This window comes from Lacunimicrobium album (assembly GCF_052161635.1).
GTDB lineage: Bacteria > Planctomycetota > Planctomycetia > Planctomycetales > Planctomycetaceae > SXPC01.
In genome coordinates, this window is sequence record NZ_CP197413.1 from 1,536,437 (window position 1) to 1,556,532 (window position 20,096).

Sequence of the window (20,096 nt, forward strand, 5' to 3'; positions counted from 1 at the left end):
TCGATGTTGTGGCGCAGTGACAGCGATCGGGACACTCGTTCATCTCAGGGAAGAACGATTTCGTCTCTTAACAATGTAGGGGAATGAGACGAATTTCTCTTATTCGAAATGTTAAGATTTGGTGAAGTTGGTGGTTTTGCTTCCCATCTGCAAAGCCTTATCAGCTCGACGGATCGGGCAAAATATGCATGTCATGTTTGGTCGTGAAAAGGATGTCTCTGTCTTTTCCAAATTAGTTCGCAGTGACACTTGCAGTCACCTCAGCTTGGGGAAGTCGAACAATAAAGCGGGACCCTTCAAAGGGTTTACTCTCCACACTCACCGACCCATCGAACATCTGCGCCAGGTGCTTGACGATCGACAGCCCCAACCCCGTCCCGCCTAGCTCTCTGCTCCGAGCAGCATCAACGCGGTAGAAGCGTTCAAAGATCCGCTGCTGATGTTCATGAGGAATCCCAATGCCAGTATCTTTGACTTCGATCTGAACCATCTTTCGATCGATGTGCCAGCTGACCTGCACCTTGCCCCCCTCAGGAGTGTACTTGATCCCGTTAACCACGAGATTGTCCATGATGGTCCGCAGACCTTCCGCATCGCCCATGACAACAGGCGTTAAAGACGAGGCTTTGACAGTGAGCTGGATATTTTTGTGGTCAGCCATTTCCTGGTGAGCGTTGATCGACTCTTCAATGATGTGACTCAGATCGACCTGCGTAAACTGGAACGCGCTGCTTTCCGATTCGATGCGCGCCAGCCTCAGCATGTCCATGATGAGTGAATGAAGTCGCTCGGAGTGCTCGAGGATCCGCTGCAGAAACTTCCGGCCATACTCAGGGTCTTCCATCGCGCCATCAAGCAGAGTCTCAGCGCTTCCCTGAATGGCAGCAAGCGGAGTTTTCAGTTCATGAGAAACATTCGCGACGAACTCTCTACGGATGTTCTCCAGTCGTCGAATCTCAGTAATATCATGCAGCACGATGACCGCACCAGGACTGGGATCGCCCGGCAGGCGCGTCGCAATCAGGTTGACGATACTATTCGAACGCGGCAGCTCCATCTCTTTCCGCAGACGATCGCGTCCCGAGAGAACCTCATTGACGACCGATTCAAACCGCGAATTACGGACCGCTTCCCACAGTCGTTTACCGATCACTCGGTTGCTCTCGAACTCGAGCAGTTCGTGAGCAGCCTGATTGGCGAACTGAATCCGTTGTTGCGAATCAATCGCGATCACCCCCTCGATCATCCCGCCGAGCACCGTCGCGAGTCGGTCGCGGTTCTCCTGCAGCTGGCTCCCCTGTCGCTGGAGTTCTTCGATCCGTGACGTCAGTTCACGGCTCATCGTGTTGAACGCTTCCGCAAGGATGCCAAGTTCATCGCGCGAATCGACAATAACTTCCTGTTGAAGCTCCCCGACAGCCATCCCGCGGGCCGCATACGTCAATTGATCGAGCGGACGAATAATCCGTCCCACCACGAAGTAGGTCGTGATCATGGTGGCAATCACCACAATACCAGCCACCAGCCACGTGAGACTGGAGATTGAACGCAGCACAGAATCCTCCGGGCTGCGTGTGGAAGACAGACGAACGAAGCCAACAGTCGTATCGATATCCATCAGCCGTCGCGTGGCGTAGTACTGGGGGCTGCCATTGGAATCCTGCTGAACGAAGCTTTTGCCAACTCCCTTGGACGTTGCTTCAACAGTCTCAGGGTGCGCGAGCAACTCTTCATGCTTACTGCCACTCATGACATTGCGGGAATCAAATACAACCTGACCATCGCGCTTGAAGACGAGCAGGTGCTGGTGGTTGGTATCAGCCATCTGGTGCAGCAGCGAAGTGACTTCCTCGCTGGCGCCGCCTTCGAGAACCCGCCGCGCATAGGGTTCGACATAAACCAGCGAGGACGAAAGACTGTCTTCCTGCTGGCTGATGACGATCTGCCGCTGCTGGTCGAACAACAGCAACACGAACGCGACGACCGCAAAAACGGTCATCGCCGCGTAGGCCAGGAAGATTCGCCAAAAAAGCTGCGAGGAGAACATGCGCGTCGATCATAGATGACGAAGGCCAAGATGACTTCTCAAACACAATGTCCGATATCATTCACACTTTACCTGAACGTCTTGGTCCAATCGTGCCATGCTTGCGGCTTTGAGCAAGCATGTTCTGGACGTTGATCTCCAACAAATCAGCATGCTCACCCAAAGCTGTGAGCATGGCACGTCTTTTTACCGGACGCGCTGCTTGTGTGTGACTTGGATATCGTGGCCTGATCGTAAACGTTCTGGACGGCCTTTGCCAACCCAGATAGGGATTACTCGTCTTCCGTTCGAAGCTTCGCGACGACGTTGTAATCTTCAAGCGTGGTGGTATCGCCGATCGTCTCTTTCCCCGCTGCGATGTCTCGAAGCAGTCGACGCATAATCTTCCCGCTGCGTGTTTTAGGAAGAGCCGCAGCGAAGCGGACCTGATCAGGAGTCGCGAGCGCACCGATCTGCTTACGCACGTGATTGATCAGTTCCTTCTTCAAATCTTCACCAGGATTTGCAGTCGAGGTATTGACGGTCACGAAGCAGCAGATGCCTTCACCTTTCAGATCATGCGGGAACCCAACGACGGCAGCCTCGGCGACCGAAGGGTGAGAGACCAGGGCGCTCTCGACTTCCATGGTACTCAGCCGGTGACCAGAAACGTTAAGCACATCATCGACACGGCCGAGGATCCAGAAGTAACCATCTTGATCGCGACGGGCTCCGTCACCAGCAAAGTACAGACCGGGAATCTTCGAGAAGTACGTCTCTTTGAACCGCTCGTGATCGCCGTACAGCGTGCGCAGCATGTGAGGCCACGGCTGGGTCATGACGAGCAGTCCACCCTCATTATCACCCAACGGCTCGCCCTCCTCGGACATGATCGCCGGGACAACGCCAGGAAGCGGCTTGGTACAGCTGCCAGGCTTGGTCGCGGTCACACCTGGTAGCGGGCTGAGCATGATGCCTCCCGTTTCCGTCTGCCACCAGGTATCGACGATCGGACAGCGCTCGCCGCCGATGATGGTGTGATACCACATCCACGCTTTCGGGTTGATCGGCTCACCAACGGTTCCCAATAAGCGCAGGGAAGAGAGGTCATATTGCTGTGGCCACTGGTCGCCACTCTTCATGAAAGAGCGGATCGCGGTCGGAGCCGTGTAGAAGATGGAGACCCGGTACTTCTCGATCAGCTGCCAGAAGCGACCTTCGTCAGGCCAGTTCGGAGCCCCTTCGTACATCAGGATGCTCGCCCCCTGAGACAGTGGTCCATAGACGACATAGCTGTGCCCAGTGATCCAGCCGACGTCCGCGGTACACCAATAGGTATCCGTTTCCGCAATGTCGAAGACCCACTTCGAAGTCATGGCAGCACCCAGGCAATAACCTGCCGTCGAGTGCAGGACCCCTTTGGGTTTCCCCGTGCTGCCCGAGGTGTAAAGAATGAACAGGGGATGCTCACTGTCGAGCGGCGTTGGTTCGCATTCAGCCTGAGCTTTGGCCATCAGCTCATGCCACCAGTAGTCACGGTCCGGAACCATTTCGACATCACAGCCCGTACGTCGATAGACAACGACTTTCTCAACCGTCACTGCTTTCGCTAAGCTTTCATCAACCGTTTTCTTGAGCGAAACTTCTTTCCCACGACGCCAGCCCGCATCCGCTGTGATGATGAGTTTGGCCTTGGCGTCGTTATTGCGATCAGCGATCGCATCAGCGCTGAATCCGCCGAAGATGATCGAGTGAGTCGCGCCAATGCGGGCACAGGCAAGAGTCGCGATGACAAGTTCGGGAACCATCGGCATGTAAATGGTAACGCGGTCACCCATCTGGACGCCGAGTGTTTTCAGCACGTTGGCGAACTTGCAGACTTCGCGATACAGATCCTGGTAACGAAGCACACGAACGTCACCCGGTTCGCCTTCCCAGATGATCGCAGCTTTGTTCTGTCGCGCAGTGCCGATGTGTTTGTCGACACATTGAACGGACGCATTCAGCTTCCCCCCCTGGAACCACTTCGTCTCAGGCATCTCGCCTTGCATGACGGTTTCGAAGGGTGTTTCCCAGACGAGGTTCTCTTTGGCGATCTGGCCCCAGAATTCCGCAGGCGCATCTTTGGCGTGATTCCAGGCAGCGAGGTACTCTTCTTCGCTCTTGAAGCTCACCTGAGGTTGGAACGCCTTCGGAACTGGAAACAGCCGCTCTTCATGCAGCATGTTTTCAATGTTATGACTCTCGGCGTGTTGACTCTCGGACTGGCTCATGGTGCAACTCCAGGCCTTGATCGCTGGTGCGCTCAGTTGAGAGGCGCCAGTGGCTCAATGGGCGGACAGGGGATGTTTTTTCGTTGTCGACGGGACTGAGCTGCGCGACTCTCACGCATTGACCCGATTCGATGCGTCTCAACATAACGAAACTCAAACACATGTCCAAGCATCACAAGACACGATCTGGTCACGCGACACTGGTTTCGACGTTAGAGTCCACCGGGATTGATCCATATTCCGCAGGTATTGGCTGGATGGGTAAGCGAATCGCCCCGGCATCGGAGTCGCAGATATCAGCCTGATACCGCACATCCCCGTCAGCGATTCTCTCGCGGAAGAACGCAGCTAGCGTTGATCTGGATTGACGGAGGGTCGCGAGACCTTACGCTTCGGTACGCTTGCCAGCCCACCAGGGGAGGGTGTTACCGCCGTCCATCAGGGTCGTGCTGCCGTTCATGTAATCTTCAGCGTGCAGGAAGACAGCCGCGCGACCGATTTCGTTCACGTTGCCCATCCGCTTGGCCGGGATGTGTTTGGCCCCGTTTTTGAGGTCTTCTTCGCTGTAAAACTTGCGTTCACCAGGGGTATCAATCCAGCCCGGGTGAATGATATTCACGCGGATACGGTGCTCAACGAGTTCGAGAGCCGCCGTGCGAGCCATCTGGTCAACCGCAGCCTTCGCCATGTTGTAAGCCATGGCATTCTTAAAAGGGATGGTCGCATGAGGTGAGCTGATGACGACAATCGAGCCCCCTTTCCCTTGCTTGACCATTTGCAAAGCGGCATAGCGGACGCCATAAAAAGCACCCCACATGCAGACGTCGATTGTTCGACGAAAGCCCGTCATGTTGGCCGTCAACATCGGCTCGCGGTCACTAAAAGCCGCATTCGCGACGAACAAGTCCAGTCCACCCAGAACTTCCACCGTGCGGTTGACCAGTCGCTGGATGTCTTCTTCTTTCGAGACGTCGCCCTGAATCGCAAGAGAACGACGACCGAGAGCTTCGATTTCCTTGACCACGCCGATGGCTTCGCTTTCATCGTCAAGGTAGTTGATGGCAACATCTGCTCCTGCGCGGGCCATTTCGAGTGCACAGCCGTATCCAATGCCACGAGAGCTGCCTGTAACGAGTGCGAATTTGCCTTGGAGTGATTGGAGCGTAGCCATTGCGACCTCATGCGCGATAAAGGATGTCAGATGCGTCTTTGAATCTTACCAAACTCGCCTGAGGTCGGGAATGCTTTATAATAGCGATTTGGCATGATCCCGTGAATAAGCGCACATGCTCAAGACAAGGGACGTTTTGAGCACTGTCCAACTGTGAAAATGGACTCGATCGTATCGCAACAGGATCCAGTCGCAACTTTGAGGAAGCAGCATGTATTCAGAAGCCGAAGGAAACCGCAAAACGATGGGCGACGTGGATGTCTTCTACCACGAAGGCGTCTATCACCTCTTCCATCTCGTTTTGCCGAATCACGACTTTATCGCCCATGCCGTCAGCGATGATGGGCTGACTTGGAGCAGGGTGGAGAATGCGCTGTTCATCGGGCATCCCGGGGCCTGGGATGACTCAATGTTGTGGACGATGCATGTCTCGAAGGATCCCCATCAACCCGGACAGTTTCGGATGTTTTACACAGGGATTGCTCAGCACGATAACGGGCTGGTGCAGAGGATCGGATTAGCGACGAGTCCGGATCTGTATGCCTGGACGAAATCACCTGTCAATTGGTTAAGTCGGTGCGAGCGTTGTCAGCTGAAAAATCTGCCGGCGTCGAATCATACGGCGATCTTCGATGAATCGAGCGCGTTTCCGCTAGAAGCTCAGGCGCCGCATTACGAGCATGAACTCGGACAAGGAAGGAACTGGATCAGCTGGCGAGATCCGTTTTATGTGCAAGACGGAAACGACGGCTGGCTGCTCATTGCAGGTCGAGTCCCCAAAGGCCCCATCACGCGTCGAGGATGCGTTGCCGTCATGAAAGAAGTGAGTCCGAACTGCTTCGAGCATCAGCCCCCGCTGTATTATCCGACGCTTTATGATGACATCGAAGTGCCCAATGTGCTCAAGCTCGACGGCCAGTATTATCTGATTGGAAGTCTGCGGGAAGACGTCAAGATTCGTTACTGGTACACCACCGATATCGGAAAGGCATGGTTGAATTACTCGGACAATGTGCTGCTGCCAAAAGGGAATTACGCAGGGCGGATCTGCTACGACGACAAGGGAGCGCTCATCTGGAACTTCTTTTCGCATGACGTCAACAATCGTCAGGTGAAGAATTTACTGCCTCCACCCAAAAGACTGGAGAGAGATCGAGACGGTAAGATTCGCGTCGTCCAGTTCGAAGGGTTTGATAGTCGAGTCGAGAAGAAACTGACCTTCGCGGAACTCGGAACATTGAGTCCGTTGATCGAAGAGGCTGATGGGAAGGTCGAGACAAATCATGAGTTTCGAGGCTGGAGGCTGAACAGCGAAGTCGGGTTTCAGGGGTTCATGCTCGAGCCGGCGCTGCACTGCTTCCGCCTCAATGCGACGATCCAGCTTTCAGGAACAGGGAAATGCGGTCTGTTCTTTCGCGTCAACGCCAAGACCCATGATGGGTACTACCTGTCGCTGGACATGATCAAGGGGGTCGCCCAGCTGCGTTCCTGGGGAACGAACTTCGAAGCGACCGGCGATCAGATGATGAAGTTCCAGTCGCTGCAGGCAGGATACTGGAAAAGCGATTTCACGAAACCCAGCGAGATCACGCTGCTCGTTTATGGGGAGTACATCGAGTTTTCGATCAATGGAGGAGTCCTCATCTCGCTGGCCGATCAGAACTACCGCCATGGCAGGGTCGGGGTCTACACAGAGAGTGCCTGCATCGATGTGACCAACGTGCATGTCGAGACGCTGTACAACGACCAGTGGTCAAACGAGGAACTGACGAAAGGGTAATCCCCGACACAACAGACGTCCGCGTCTCTTGGACATTCGGCATAATCGGAGTTCGCGGCTCAGACGGTACAGGAAGTCCAGATTTCCTAAGAGGACTTTTTGACCACGCCAAACGGTGAGGTATGTAACTTAGGTAGGTTGCGTTTTATCAACATGGCTTGCGCCCGGATTGTGACATCTGGGCGTAGACGTTGATCGACCAGCCAGTCCTTCATGCAGTGATCGAACTGCTCAACGTTGCTCCCCAACGTCTGGAAACAGGTTTCGTTATGCCGACTGATCTCTTCAGCCCGACATCTCCGGTGGTCGCCGGAGCCAATTCGTCCGCTGTCGCGAGCGCGACTCGCGCTGCGACGTTGACTCGCGAGTTCTTGCTCGTGCCGAGTCGAAGCAAGGACGGTTCGTCGAACATCCCGATTCCCGCAGGTCAATCGACTATCGGGTCCGGAGAAGACTGCCAGATTCGACTCACCAATACAGGGATTGCTGCTCTCCATGCGATCCTGGATTACCAGAACGATCGGCTGACGCTGAAGTCCGTTGATCACCGGACCTGGCTGAATGATGGGGCGATGAAGTCCAGCAGCGTTCGAGCAGGGGACCGGTTGACGTTTGGGCCAGTGGAGTTTCTCGTTCATGAGCGTTTGAAAGAAGTCCCGGCCAGTAAGCCGGTCGAGCATGCGCCTGTCTATAAGCAGGCAGTCACGGTCGTGGAAGCCTCCGCGTTGCCTGTGACGGAAGAACTGAAAACACCAGCAGCGGTTCGCGAGTCAGTTCAAAGAGATCTGAAGAAGACTGTCGAACAGTTAGCCGCTTTGACGCCACCTGTGACGTCGACAACACCCTCGATTCCGCTCAGCACTCCCGTTGACCTGTCAGGGCCGCTGAAAAAAGAGATCGCACGGCTGGTTGATGAACTGGATGAACAGAAGCGGGATGTGCTCGCAGTCCGCGAACAACTGCGACAGTCAGAAGCAGCAGTCGATGAACTGCGCAACAACAGGTCGACGCTGGAAGCTCAACTGACTGAGCTCGCGGGACAAAAAACACAAGCTGATTCAGAACGAACAGCTCTGCGCGAGGAGCTTCGAGAAACCGCTGCGCGACTTTCGCAGCAGTCCAACGACGCGACGCAGATGGTCCAACGTCTTCAGGATGAACTGGCCAACAAAGAGCGTCACCTGGCTGAGACGGAGAAGTCTCTGCAGGAACAGCGAACCCAGTGGGAGCAGACGACAACAGGACTCGAGAGTGAACTGGCCGTCCTGACCAATCAGTTGACACAAACAGAAGCTGAGCTGACATCGCGGCGTGATGAAAGCTTGACCGCACTGACGGCGAAAGACACAGAGCTGCTGGAACTCCAGTCACAGTTCGAGAGATTACAAGCAGAGCTAGTGAGTGCGCAGCAGGCACGGGACGAGTCTGAACGCCTCTTGAGTACTGAAAATACCCGGCTGAAAGAAGAGCTATCGCGTCTGGACGAGACTTTGGCTTTGACCAGCACGACGCTCACGCAGACCGAAGAAGCATTGAACGAAAAGTTGGCCGCGCTGTCCGCAGAGGCGGAAGAGCAGCGTCAGCAGATCGTCGCGCTCACCTCAGACAAGACGTCGCTGACGACGGCCTTGGAAGCAAAGGCCAGCGATCTTGATCTTCGCGAGCAAGCAGTCGCAGAGCGACAGGCGGAGTTGGAAGAATTGTCCGCTCGACTGGTCGAGCAGGAGACAACACTCTCCTCTCGTGAAGCGACTCTAGCCGCTGCCAATGAGCAGCTGAGTGTCGATCTGGCAACGCTTGAGCAAGATCGCCAGCGTGCAGTACTTCGAGAAACGGAACTGGAGCAACGTTCGACTGAGCTCGATGAGCATTCGACATCGCTGGAAAGACAACGCGCCGAGACCCGTGAGGAACTGAGCAAACTCGAGGCCGAGCGTGCAGCACTGATGGCGGATCGTCAGGCTGTTGATGCGACTCGCGAAGAACTGGCTCAGCTGCAGGCGGAACTCCAGTCGAAGCAGACTGCCTGGGAAACAGAGAAGACTGCGTTAGAAGACACATTGAAGGCTCGTGCAGAAGAGCTGGACCGCACTGCCAGTGAGTTGAATGACCAGCGAGTCGATCTTGAGAATCAAAGGGAGGAATTGCTCGAAGAAAAGACTCAGGTTTCCGCTGAACGCAGCGCCGTTGTCGATGATCGTGAGACATTGCAACGCGAGCGGGATACGTTCGCTACGGACAAACAACTCTTCGAAGAGCAGAAGACTCGCTTCGAAGAATCTGCTCTGGCTCGCGATGAGCAGTTTGCACAGTCGTCTCGCGAACTGGATTCACTCAGAGAGTCGCTGACAGCCGAGAAAGCAGACCTCGTCGCGCTGCGTGAACGAGTCGAAGTCGAGCAGCAGTCACTGGCAGGCTTGCAGGCTGAGTTTGATGTCGAGAAGGCAGCCCATGAATCGCAGGCTGTCAGCTTGACTTCGCAACAGGATCGCCTGGCGTCTCTCGAATCGCAACTGGCTCAGGAACGAATTGCACTGGACGCAGCACGTACTGAAATCGAAGAACAATCGAAGGCATTAAGTGCACAACGAGATGAAATCGACTCTCGTAAGTCGCAGATCGACCTCTCCCATGCCGAGCTCGACGCCGCACGATCAGAACATGAAACACAGGCTGTCAGCCTTGTTTCAGACCGGGATCGTTTGACGTCGCTGGAATCGCAGCTTGCCCAGGAACGGGCTGCCCTGGAAGCGGCCAGGAATGAAATTGAAACACAAGCAGAATCACTCGCCAGCCAGCGCAACGAGCTGGAGGAACTGGTTCGTCAACTCGAATCTCGTCAGTCGTCGCTGGACGAGCTTCAAGCCGTTCTCGCCCAGCAGCGAGCTGCCTTTCTGTCTCAACAAGATGAGTTTGCACAACAGAAAGTCCAGACCGACGACGAAGCTCAGCAGACGATCGCGGCTCTCGAATCACAGCTGGCAGATGCCCAGTCGCTGATTGACTCCCACAAAGCAGAGTTCGCTGCGTATCAAGATCTGTCGGTCAATGAGCAGCAGGCGTTTCATACGCAGCTGGAACAGCTGGCGGCTCAACTGGCCGAATTGAACACCGTTCGCAGTGGCCTGGAAGCGGAACTGGCGACCGTTCGAAATGAATTGTCCTTGAAACAGAATGACGAATCCTCGCGTCTCGATGAAGAAGCCATCCAGCGTGAACTCGATCAGATAGGACGTCAACAGTCCGATCTGGATCATCAGGCAGAGATTCTGGACCGACGCAGTGCAGAGCTGAATCTTCGTGAAGAGCAACTGGCAGACGAAGAACGTCGCTGGCTGTTCGAGCAGAAAACGCAAGCCGAGAAACTTGATGAGCGAGTCGTCGAAGTCAGCACAGCCGAGCAGGATTTGGCTTATCAACAGGAGATGCTGGACGAACTGCGTCGTGAACTGGAAACCCACACTGCTGAGGTCAACGAACAACGAACGCTGCTCGAAGAAGCGTTTCAACGAATTCAGCAGTCGAACATCGGGACCACCGAGTCATCGTACTTTGTAGAGAAGCGGCCTGAATCGGAATCCAGTCATGAGCTCGGCGAGCACATCTGGCAGAACCTGCAGTCGACCTTCCAGGAAAACGCTCCGGTCTACGAGCGGCCGGTCGTCGCAGAGAATGTCGACATGCGAGAGCTCATGGCGACCCCGTTATCCGATAAAGTGATCGAGCCCGTTGCTGCCGGTGAGCAAGCGATCGTGAATGATAATCATGTTCGTTCGCTACTGGCGGAAATGTTCGGGATGTCTTCAGGCCATCCGTCACTACCGAGGACGGTTGTCGACTCTCATGACAAAGTCGAGCAACGACAAGCGACTGAACCAACAGCACAGGAAGTGATCGAAGACAATCCCTTTGCGGATATGGCTGACTCCTTCGTCGAGCCTGTGGATACGACAGTGGAAGAAACTCCTAATGAGCAACAGGCAGAGGAGAACGTGGAAGACTCGATCGCCAGCTATATGGAGAAGCTGCTGAGTCGCACACGCGGTCACCAGACGCCAGAGAAATCGCACGACAAGAAAGGGACGTCATCCGCTGCGAAGTCTCGAAGCGGGACCGAGCCTGCCAGGTCGTACCTATCCAATCAAGGCAAGGCTAGAGAGCCTATCATGGCTCCTGAACCTGTCGAAGTCGAAGAGACGCCGATGATTCGCGAGCGTCCCCAGGTCAACAAAGTCGCGGCTCGACAGGACATCCATAAACTGCGTGCCCTCGCCAATCAGTCCGCTCGCGTGGCGGTCGCGACTCATACCTGGAAACAAGTTCGAGTGGGGATCGTGGTCAATGCCACGCTTTCCAGTGTCTGCCTGGTGCTGGCGATGTTCCTGGGCTCGACCTACTTCTGGGCAGAGGAGTCCTTTTTGACGTACGGAGCCCTGTCGGGAGTCATTGGTCTGGTTTCAGCTGGCCAGGTCTACCGACTGATGGAGTTGACCAAGCGGGCGAAGAAAAGCACGGAAGAGCAGGACGCGAAGGCGGCGGTCGAGGGATAGATGGGTGATCCGATGCTCGTAATGAAACGCTCCTGGAACTTCGGTTCGGGAGCGTTTTTGTTTTGGAGAGAGGGAGAGAGAATGCCTGACGATTGTTGAGCGTGATGGAGGCCGACTGTTGCCTGGCGCTCACCCTCATCCGCCCTTCGGGCACCTTCTCCCCTCAAGGGAGAAGGGACAGAATATAGCTCCCCGGGGGAGAAGGGACGATAGGCTGCTCAGTTTAAGAAGCCGCGTTCGCGGAGTTCGCTGATGTTGCCGGGGGTGCTTTGAATCACCTGTTGGATGGCGTATTTCATGAGGGCGAAGCCTTGCTGGCGTGGCTTGCTGATGATGATCGCCATGCGGTCTTCTTCCTCATCGTCGAGCTGACGAGATAAGCGATCGACGGTTTCTTCGACACTATCGCTGACGAACTTACTGGCGCCGGGCGTGTTGCTGAAGCGGAGGTTCGAGAAGGCGGCGGTGCGGGCGAGCAGGAAGGAAATGTAATCGTGTGAGTCGTCCCCTTCGTCTTCTTCCTGGAAGAAGTTTTCAAATTCCGGTCGATCCGCATCGGGGCGGAAGATCAGGGGACGCGAGATTTTGATGGCGCCTTCGTGGATACCGACGAGATCACCCGCTTTGGCAGGTTCACTGAGCAGGTAGTACGGGAGGTCAGAGTCGCCGAACGTGAAGAGGGAGTAATGGCTGGCGCGTTCGATGCGGACATCATCCCAGAGTTGGCGAAACTGTTGTTGAGAGTGGAACGGGTCAAAATCCATGGGGCCTTCGTTTCGTGACCGGCGGTCACATCTGCGATGTCAACGAGATCAGCATTCAATTGTTCGGGGCATCTTAGCGGAGAATCAACCGCTTTGCATCTGCTATTCAGGGGTCGGGATGGACTTGACAAACACAGGGCCTGTGAGAAGATGCAAAGCGTTGTTGAGCCCTGCATTGGGAATTGTTCAAGACGACAACATTTCGATGGATCGACCCTAAAAGGACTCCCCCCATGAGCGGACCAATTGTGCGTACCGGCGCGTCAGCCAAGTTTTCCCAGAACTGGGATCGGATCTTCTCTGCTCCTTCGACCAAGAGCAAGACGAAGACCGCTGATAAACCTGCCAAAGCAGGAAAGGCTGCCGCTGCTGAAACGATGAAGGCCGCTGCACCTGCTGCGAAAGCCAAAGCCGGGAAGGCAACTGCGAAGACGGCTGCCAAAGGCAAGTCGAAGAAGTAGTTTTACGAGCTTGAGCGGGTTGTGTGAGACGTACGTCGGAAAGGGTTTCGACTGACGTGTGATACGCTACTGGAAGTGGATTCTGGCCTATCGCTCACCCTCATCCGCCCTTCGGGCACCTTCTCCCCTCAAGGGAGAAGGGACGAATTGCGGCTCCAATCATGGGAGCAGGGACAGTTTAGACTTTATGAAAGGATGGGGTCGTGAACGAAGTTGTGTTCTCGGCTCCGACGACTAATCGCAGCGAGCGGGGTTCTGTCTGGAAGGCTGCGGGGCTGCTGGCCGTTATCTTCTTTCTCTATGGATTGATCTGCTATCCCCCGCCGAGTGTGGGCGAGCCTTACTATCTGGGGAAGGCCAAGAACTACTGGGACCCGACGTGGTGCCCGAATGATTTGTTCTTCGAGAGTGCGAACACGCACCTCGTCTTTTATGTGCTTTTTGGGTGGCTGACGCGGTTTGCTTCGCTGACAGTCGTTTCGCTGGTGCTGCGGTTTGCGGCGATGCTGTTGCTGGCCAGTGGGTGGATGCGGCTGGGGAGATCGCTGGGATACAGCATTTCTCAATCGCTGATATGGGCGAGCCTCTTTTTGATGTTGCAGTTGGCTCCGACCTTTGCGGGAGAGTGGCTGATCGGCGGGGCGGAGTCGAAGTTATTCAGTTATGGGTGTCTGCTGCACTGCGGAGCATCGTTTCTTTCGGGTCGATTTTATCTCGGGGCTGTCTTCCTGGGGGCGGCGATCTCGATGCATCCGGTGGTCGGGCTGTGGGGCGCGATTGCGATCGGGGCCGCTTCTCTTCTCACACGACAGCGGACGACTTCCGTTCGCGTTGTTGTCCCCTGCTTTGTGCTGACGTTGCTGGTCGCGCTGCCGGGGTTGATGCCGGCGTTTGCAGTCCTGTCGGCGGGAGGCTTATCGCCTGAGTCGAAGATGATTGCGGATTACATTCAGGTCTTTCATCGATTGCGACATCACCTGGATCCGGTCTCGCTGTTGATGCCAGGGTGGGTGACGTATGGGATTCTGCTGGGATTGATCGCCGCTCTATGGCCGATGTCGAAAGCCCCCGTTTCGCCCGTCATGCGGTTCTTAGTCTGGACGATGGTGATTGCAGCGGCGGGGCTTGCCATCGGGTATGCCGTCCATCCGAAGGATTACAACGCGTATGCGGCGATGTTTGCAGAGCATCCGACGTTGATGAAGCTGGCGATGACGTGCTTGAAGGTCTATCCGTTTCGTGTGTTTGATCTCGCTGTGCCGATGACGCTGGCGCTGCTGGTGATGGATCTTGCCTCGAGGCCGATGAGCCAGAGGATGCTCAATCGAGTGCTGCCGGTGGGAATAGCAGGGCTGTTGATCGCAGCGTCACTGATTCCGATGGACAGCAAGAACCCGAGCTTTTTGAAGCCCGAGAAGTCTCAGAACTGGGTCAAGACGTGTCACTGGATTGACGAGAATCTGCCAGCGGAGGATGTGTTTATCATGCCGTTTGTGGACTGGGCGTTTCACTGGCATGCTTCGCGTTCTCAGTATGTTTCGTACAAGAACATGCCACAGGATGCAGGGCGGCTGATTGAGTGGAATCGGCGTTTGACACTGGCGACCCAGTGGCGGGAGAAGGCGTTTGCGGACAAAGTGGTGACGAGGGAAGAACTTGCGGAGTTGGAGAAGCAGACGAGTGCGGAGTATTTGATTTCGGATCAGGCGGTCAGTTTCGAGGGAGAGGTCGTTTATCGACAAGGTGAGTATCAAGTGGTGAGTTTGGCCGGGGAGTGGTGAAGCGAATGAAGCACTGCGGGTTCTAACGGCGTATGCCCGCTGCGGGGACTTCTGCTGCCGTTGAATCGATTTTAACGGTGAAGGTCCGACCGGCGCCGCCGCGGGCGTTGGGGAGGAGTTGGTCAGTCAGTTTGCCGGGGAGTGGAACGGTTTTGCGGCTGCCGACATTGGGGAGGATCCATTCGGCATAAGTGCCCGCATCAGTGACGACGCGGACGCGGAAGTTCATCTCGCGCAAGGGGGAGACGTTTCGGAGTTCGCCTTTGGCGTGAACCAGACCTCCCATGTCGGCGCGTGTGGCGGCTTGGAGTTTCACATAGCCGAGGCTTTGACTGGTCATCAGAATGCCGACCGGGAAGCGGTTTTCGCCTTGCTGCATGATCTTACGTTCGTTGGCCCTCAGGAGTTTGATGAATTCCTGCTCCAGTGATTGTACGGGGACGCCGAAGGCTTCCTGGAAATCAGCAACACGTTCTTCCGGAGTGACAGTCGAGAGGGGATCGCGGGTGCGGAGTTTCGCGAGGTATTTGACGTAGCCATCTTTATGGCGCGTGACGACGAGCCAGTGAAGTCCCCAGGCGAGGGCGTAAGCTTCGCCCGCAAGGATGTCCCCGGTGATGGCTTCGTCTGACTCGATCAGGTTTCTCCAGCTGACCTGTTGAGTGCGGGCGGCGGCGAGGGCGTAGCGGGTGTGAAGAGCATTGGGGCCGGTACTGACTTTGTCGCCAGAACCTTCGAAGCCGGTTGCCAAGCCTTCATTGAACCAGGCCGGGATCGGTGTGAAACGCTTCATCACGCCACGGTTGTAGACCTGCTGGTGGATGGCCTCATGAAGGGGGACTTCAAAGGTATCGCATTCGGTCATGCGAATGGAGAGTGTGTTGTCGAGGAGACTGTAAAAGCCAGAGACATTGCCCGCGCTCAAGCCGCGTCCGCCGGTGACTTCGTTGGCATGCGCTTCGAATGCGACGTCCGATTCGAAGATGAGCATGACGAGCGGGAACTCGGTGCTTTGTGCGGCGATTCCCATATCTTTGGCGAATCGCATGAAGACTTCGTCCACGCTTTGCATGAAGCGGACGGCTTTCGTGAGGAACAGATTGGCCTGGGTTTCACCCTTTTTATCAAGTGGTCCCATGAGGACAAGGCCGACGACGTAGGGGTCTTGAACGGACCAGCGGGAGAGCTCGGGGGTGTATTTCTTTTCCAGGCGCGATTTCATCTCGGTGCAGGAGACGGGCTGGAATTCTTCTTTTTGACGTCGTTTGAGGATCGCGGCGGAGGGGACGAGCATGAGCGCTCCGTCTTCCTGCATAATCGCCAGGACGTTGTCTGCGGTGCCGTGAATGCGTCCGGTCAGGGTTGCTTTCACGCCACGAGAGTCGATGACGTCAAATTCATCGGCCCGGCAGAAGGCGGGCGAAACTGTCAGGCAGACAATGAGAAGCCATCGGAGCATCGGTACTCTCCCAAGACCTTAGGGATTTTCTCTCGCGAGGTCTTGTACTGATTACGATGTTGGGGATACCAGGAGACGCTCGGTGATTATGGCGGGTCGGCTTAGCGTGGGCAATAAGAGATGTAGTGGAGAAGGAAGACAGGGGGTTGACACCCCCCGCTCGCCTTCAGAGGAGTTAGATCTTGTCGAGAGCTTGTTTGAGGTCGCCGATGATGTCATCGATATCTTCGGTTCCGATCGAGACGCGGACGAAGTCAGGAGTGACACCAGCGGAGAGCTGTTCTTTCTCGCTGAGTTGTGCGTGAGTCGTCGCGGGTGGGAAGATGATCAGAGACTTGCTATCGCCGATGTTGGCCAGGTGAGAGAAGAGCTTGACGCTGTTGATCAGCTTGACGCCTTTCTCTTTCTGTTCGGCTGGGTTGGCTCCCTTGATCCCGAAGCCGAACACCGATCCGCAGCCCTTCGGCAGGTATTTCTTGCCGAGCTTGTACGATGGGTGAGATTCCAAGCCGGTGTGATTGACCCAGCTGACCTTGCTGTGTGATTTGAGGAACTCGGCGACGGCGAGGGCGTTCTCGCTGTGACGAGGCATGCGGAGGTGGAGGGTTTCCAGTCCCTGCATGATCATGAAGGCGTTGAACGGGCTGATCGCTGCACCGGTGTCTCGCAGCAGTTGGGTTCGCATCTTAAGGATATAGGCGAGATTCATCGGGCCGAAGGTGTCATAAAACTTCAGGCCGTGATAACTCGGGTCTGCGTCGGTCAGTTCGGGGAAGCGACCGTTGTCCCACTTGAAGCCACCTTTTTCGATCGCGATGCCGCCGATGCTGGTGCCGTGGCCGCCGCAGAACTTTGTCAGCGAGTGGACGACGACATCCGCGCCCCATTGGAAGGGCTGGCAGAGGTAAGGAGAGGCGGTCGTGTTGTCGACAATGACCGGGACGCCCGCTTCGTGAGCGATCTGGCAGATGGGCTCGAAGTCAGGAATATCGGCGCGAGGGTTGCCGATTGTTTCCAGGAAGATGGCCTTGGTCTTGCTGTCGATTGCCTTCTTGAAGTTCTCGGGATCAGCCTGATCGACGAACTTCACATTCACGCCCATTTTGGGGAGCGTGTAATGGAAGAGGTTGTAGGTTCCGCCGTAGAGACTGCTTGCCGAGACGATGTTGTCACCCGCAGAGGCGATCGTCAGGACCGAGTAGGTGACAGCGGCTGAACCAGAGGCAACGGCCAGGGCACCAGAACCTCCTTCGAGGGCGGCCATGCGTTTTTCGAGGACGTCCTGCGTCGGGTTCATGATGCGGGTGTAAATGTTCCCGAATTCTTTCAGGCCGAACAGGTTGGCGGCGTGGTCCGTGTCGTTGAAGACGTAGGAAGTTGTCTGATAGATCGGGACGGCTCGAGAGTTGGTCGTCGGGTCTGGTGTTTGACCGGCGTGCAGACACGCCGTGCTGAATTTCATTTCGTCCATCGCGCATGGTCCTCAGAGAAGAAAGGGTGACATCAGTGTTCAGTACGAGAGCATAAAGAACGACGTGGGAAATCTCAATTCGTCCACGCCAAGGCGGCAGCAGTTCCCGTCAAACAACTGCCTGACTGGAAAGCTGTGGCTGTTTTCTGGACTCATCGTTCTCGGGGGCCTGTTCGAAACCCCCGGAATCATTCACTACAAAGTCTCGAAGGAGACGAAGGTTCACAAAACAGCGTCTGATGAGTTTTATTGTTCGTCGGTTGTCTTCATTGAAAAAATCCCCGGAGTCATCTTCTTGGTTTGGACTGCTTGCAGGTTAGTTGGTTAAGGGTGATGCCTACTGGAGCCTCCGACTGGCGTTCTTGCTGCTCGGGCTTGGTTCGGCTGTTGATTCCATGCCTTCCGTTGCTTTTCATCCTGAATGCTTACGGGGTCCAGCGTCGCCGTGCGGTTTGATGCGCAGGTTGGGCTTGAATATGGAGAGACACGGGCATGGGGACTCCGGGGGGGAAATAGTAATTGGTAATTAGGAATTGGTAATTGGCCGGAAGGGAGCCGCCTGAGAAGAGGGTGTGCACGGGCCTTTCTTCTCGGGGGCTTTGTTCCTGTGGGGTTTAGTTTGCTGTTTGGGAAATGGGGGTTCAAGGGGAAAGTGGTGGGGAGAAAGCAGACAGTCAGTTTATTAAGTCGGGGGGGGCACTTGCATAGCCAGTGGCACCTGGAACCAAGGCGAAGTGATCTGGAAGCCGTGGCTGAACCTTGTTTCAATAATTGTGTCTTGCAGGTTCTGTTTGTTCGACTTTCTGAAACTCGCTGATATGCGGGCATCGTGTGTAACATGACTTTGAGGACGGAACGATATGATGACGATGCTGAGTTTGCATTCTATGTGATTCGTAGTAGTGGACGGTTCTTGACCGATTTGGAGAGAAAGGCCTGGCGGACCTATGTCACTGAAGCGAAGGTGGCCTGGTCTGATTCTGAGGAATTTCGAAACCATTTGACGAGTCGTTATTCCTACCGGCATGTCCCTGAGGTCGACGCTTTGTTGGCGGATGGGATGCGGGGGATGGGGAAGGCGATGAAAGCGAGGATGGAGCGGGAGAAGGTTGTCGGGTTGTATGTGAATCGCTGTTTGCGGTGTGAGCGGATTGTTGCGACTCCTCAGGCGCGGCAGTGTCTGTGGTGTGGCAATGACTGGCATCATCTCAGGGAGTGTGTCAGTAGCACTGGTCCTCAGCGTGTGGCTGTGAATTTGAAGTCGGGGACGGTGAGCTTTTACAACTGTCACGTCTCACGAAGTTTTTTCGAATCGTACGTTGAAGAGGAGCGGACGTGTCGGTTTGAAGAAATTGTTGCGGTCGAGGATCTGCCCAAGGGGGATCAGCTGAGTGTCCTCTGGTGGAACTGGCTGGCGGTAGTGCAACTCTTCTTTCAATGGCCGAGAAAGCCGGAGGAGCTGGTTTATACGCTGATCAGGACGACGACGGGGTCGTGTCGCATCTATGCTGACTGGATTGATCTGGGGGATTTTCGAGTGACGCTTGTTGCGAATACGACCGGTCGAGATCCTGCGAGAATCAGTCAGACTCGGAGAGTGGTTTCGTGGGGGTTGTTTGTCGTGATGGTTGTTTTGGCGACGGTTTTGTTGTGGATGAAAGGGGAATAGTGAAGAAAGAATGGGACGTGGAGAGTGCTGGGGGACTTCAAACGCACTGGCATAGCCAGTGGCACACGGGGGGACTCTGAGTGTGGAGAGATGTTTGATGGCGACGGTCTGTTTTGTTCCTGTACACCGTATGATGTCGATCAGTCGGTGTGGTGTTGCAATGCGGGACAGCGGCTCGGACGGGAGCCTCGGCCTCCCGGGGTGAGCGGGAATCAGGGGGATTGGAAGCGGGTTGGTTGGGGTAGTGGGTGTCTGAGGTGGCGGGGGTGGCGGGGTATCAGCTGGGGTGTTGACGGAAAGAGTCGGGCGGGCGGAATGATGGTGCATCCGTAAAGTCTTAGGCTGCTGGGCGACTAAGATTTCAACGGAAAGAGGTCTCAAAACACGTCGTAAATATTTCTCGTCCCTCAACTCAATGTGATGGAAACCATCGGATGAGTTCTGGAACATGCGTCGCTGTAGTGGCTCTTTGAATGACCACTAAAATGTAAGTTGCTCGTCGCTTTAGGAGGACATTTTCTCATAATTCAAAATGTGGTCGTAAATTCATTTAACCTTCATACAGATGTCTTCACTTTCGCGAGAAAGTCGGTAAAAGGTCTCAAAGTTACTGGTAAGTCATTGAGATGACCCACGATAACGTCCTGCCCCCGTTCGTAAAGCGGTGCGGCTGTTGTCTGCTCTTCATACT

General features: G+C 55.3%; 11 protein-coding genes. 5 read left to right on the forward strand and 6 right to left on the reverse strand.

The window, feature by feature from the left end:
- Positions 1-232: 232 nt before the first annotated feature.
- From pnpS to SH248x_RS06055, 3 genes are all read right to left on the reverse strand, one after another.
- Positions 233-2,047, reverse strand: coding sequence for a HAMP domain-containing sensor histidine kinase (pnpS, locus tag SH248x_RS06045; RefSeq protein WP_459557614.1), 1,815 nt, complete (start codon positions 2,045-2,047; stop codon positions 233-235).
- Between the two features lie 272 nt (positions 2,048-2,319).
- Positions 2,320-4,299 (reverse strand): acetate--CoA ligase, encoded by a 1,980-nt coding sequence (gene acs / locus SH248x_RS06050; protein WP_459557615.1) that lies wholly within the window; start codon positions 4,297-4,299, stop codon positions 2,320-2,322.
- 385 nt (positions 4,300-4,684) lie between these two features.
- Positions 4,685-5,470: an SDR family NAD(P)-dependent oxidoreductase gene (locus SH248x_RS06055; RefSeq protein ID WP_459557616.1), complete on the reverse strand. Its 786-nt coding sequence runs from the start codon at positions 5,468-5,470 to the stop codon at positions 4,685-4,687.
- A gap of 211 nt (positions 5,471-5,681) precedes the next feature.
- On the opposite strand from SH248x_RS06055, the gene SH248x_RS06060 reads away from it, so the two are divergent.
- Together SH248x_RS06060 and SH248x_RS06065 are read left to right on the forward strand one after the other, a co-directional pair.
- A complete protein-coding gene (locus SH248x_RS06060) occupies positions 5,682-7,250 on the forward strand; it encodes a glycoside hydrolase family protein (RefSeq protein ID WP_459557617.1) in 1,569 nt (522 codons plus the stop codon).
- A gap of 269 nt (positions 7,251-7,519) precedes the next feature.
- A complete protein-coding gene (locus SH248x_RS06065) occupies positions 7,520-11,800 on the forward strand; it encodes an FHA domain-containing protein (protein ID WP_459557618.1) in 4,281 nt (1,426 codons plus the stop codon).
- A gap of 218 nt (positions 11,801-12,018) precedes the next feature.
- Here the strand turns inward: SH248x_RS06065 and SH248x_RS06070 are convergent, their stop codons facing one another.
- Positions 12,019-12,564: a hypothetical protein gene (locus SH248x_RS06070; RefSeq protein WP_459557619.1), complete on the reverse strand. Its 546-nt coding sequence runs from the start codon at positions 12,562-12,564 to the stop codon at positions 12,019-12,021.
- Between the two features lie 233 nt (positions 12,565-12,797).
- Between SH248x_RS06070 and SH248x_RS06075 the strand changes: the two genes are divergently transcribed.
- Together SH248x_RS06075 and SH248x_RS06080 are read left to right on the forward strand one after the other, a co-directional pair.
- On the forward strand, positions 12,798-13,025 hold the full coding sequence (locus tag SH248x_RS06075) for an RNA polymerase subunit sigma (protein WP_459557620.1): 228 nt from the start codon (positions 12,798-12,800) through the stop codon (positions 13,023-13,025).
- 203 nt (positions 13,026-13,228) lie between these two features.
- Positions 13,229-14,806 carry a DUF6798 domain-containing protein gene (locus SH248x_RS06080; protein WP_459557621.1) on the forward strand — a complete coding sequence of 526 codons (1,578 nt, stop codon included), beginning with the start codon at positions 13,229-13,231 and terminating at the stop codon, positions 14,804-14,806.
- Between the two features lie 22 nt (positions 14,807-14,828).
- Here the strand turns inward: SH248x_RS06080 and SH248x_RS06085 are convergent, their stop codons facing one another.
- Entirely contained in the window at positions 14,829-16,265 is a 1,437-nt protein-coding gene (locus tag SH248x_RS06085) for a DUF1570 domain-containing protein (protein ID WP_459557622.1), read from the reverse strand.
- A gap of 175 nt (positions 16,266-16,440) precedes the next feature.
- The gene (locus tag SH248x_RS06090) at positions 16,441-17,736 is read right to left on the reverse strand and encodes an O-acetylhomoserine aminocarboxypropyltransferase/cysteine synthase family protein (protein WP_459557623.1); all 1,296 of its coding nucleotides are present in this window, start codon (positions 17,734-17,736) and stop codon (positions 16,441-16,443) included.
- An 838-nt stretch (positions 17,737-18,574) separates the two neighbouring features.
- Here SH248x_RS06090 and SH248x_RS06095 point away from each other — a divergent pair.
- Positions 18,575-19,405 carry a hypothetical protein gene (locus SH248x_RS06095; protein WP_459557624.1) on the forward strand — a complete coding sequence of 277 codons (831 nt, stop codon included), beginning with the start codon at positions 18,575-18,577 and terminating at the stop codon, positions 19,403-19,405.
- Positions 19,406-20,096 lie beyond the last annotated feature (691 nt).

Bases quoted from the DNA above. Each gene is read 5' to 3' on its own strand.
- pnpS (WP_459557614.1), bottom strand. From the start codon at position 2,047: ATGTTCTCCTCGCAGCTTTTTTGGCGAATCTTCCTGGCCTACGCGGCG.
- acs (WP_459557615.1), bottom strand. From the start codon at position 4,299: ATGAGCCAGTCCGAGAGTCAACACGCCGAGAGTCATAACATTGAAAAC.
- SH248x_RS06055 (WP_459557616.1), bottom strand. From the start codon at position 5,470: ATGGCTACGCTCCAATCACTCCAAGGCAAATTCGCACTCGTTACAGGC.
- SH248x_RS06060 (WP_459557617.1), top strand. From the start codon at position 5,682: ATGTATTCAGAAGCCGAAGGAAACCGCAAAACGATGGGCGACGTGGAT.
- SH248x_RS06065 (WP_459557618.1), top strand. From the start codon at position 7,520: ATGCCGACTGATCTCTTCAGCCCGACATCTCCGGTGGTCGCCGGAGCC.
- SH248x_RS06070 (WP_459557619.1), bottom strand. From the start codon at position 12,564: ATGGATTTTGACCCGTTCCACTCTCAACAACAGTTTCGCCAACTCTGG.
- SH248x_RS06075 (WP_459557620.1), top strand. From the start codon at position 12,798: ATGAGCGGACCAATTGTGCGTACCGGCGCGTCAGCCAAGTTTTCCCAG.
- SH248x_RS06085 (WP_459557622.1), bottom strand. From the start codon at position 16,265: ATGCTCCGATGGCTTCTCATTGTCTGCCTGACAGTTTCGCCCGCCTTC.
- SH248x_RS06090 (WP_459557623.1), bottom strand. From the start codon at position 17,736: ATGGACGAAATGAAATTCAGCACGGCGTGTCTGCACGCCGGTCAAACA.
- SH248x_RS06095 (WP_459557624.1), top strand. From the start codon at position 18,575: ATGACTTTGAGGACGGAACGATATGATGACGATGCTGAGTTTGCATTC.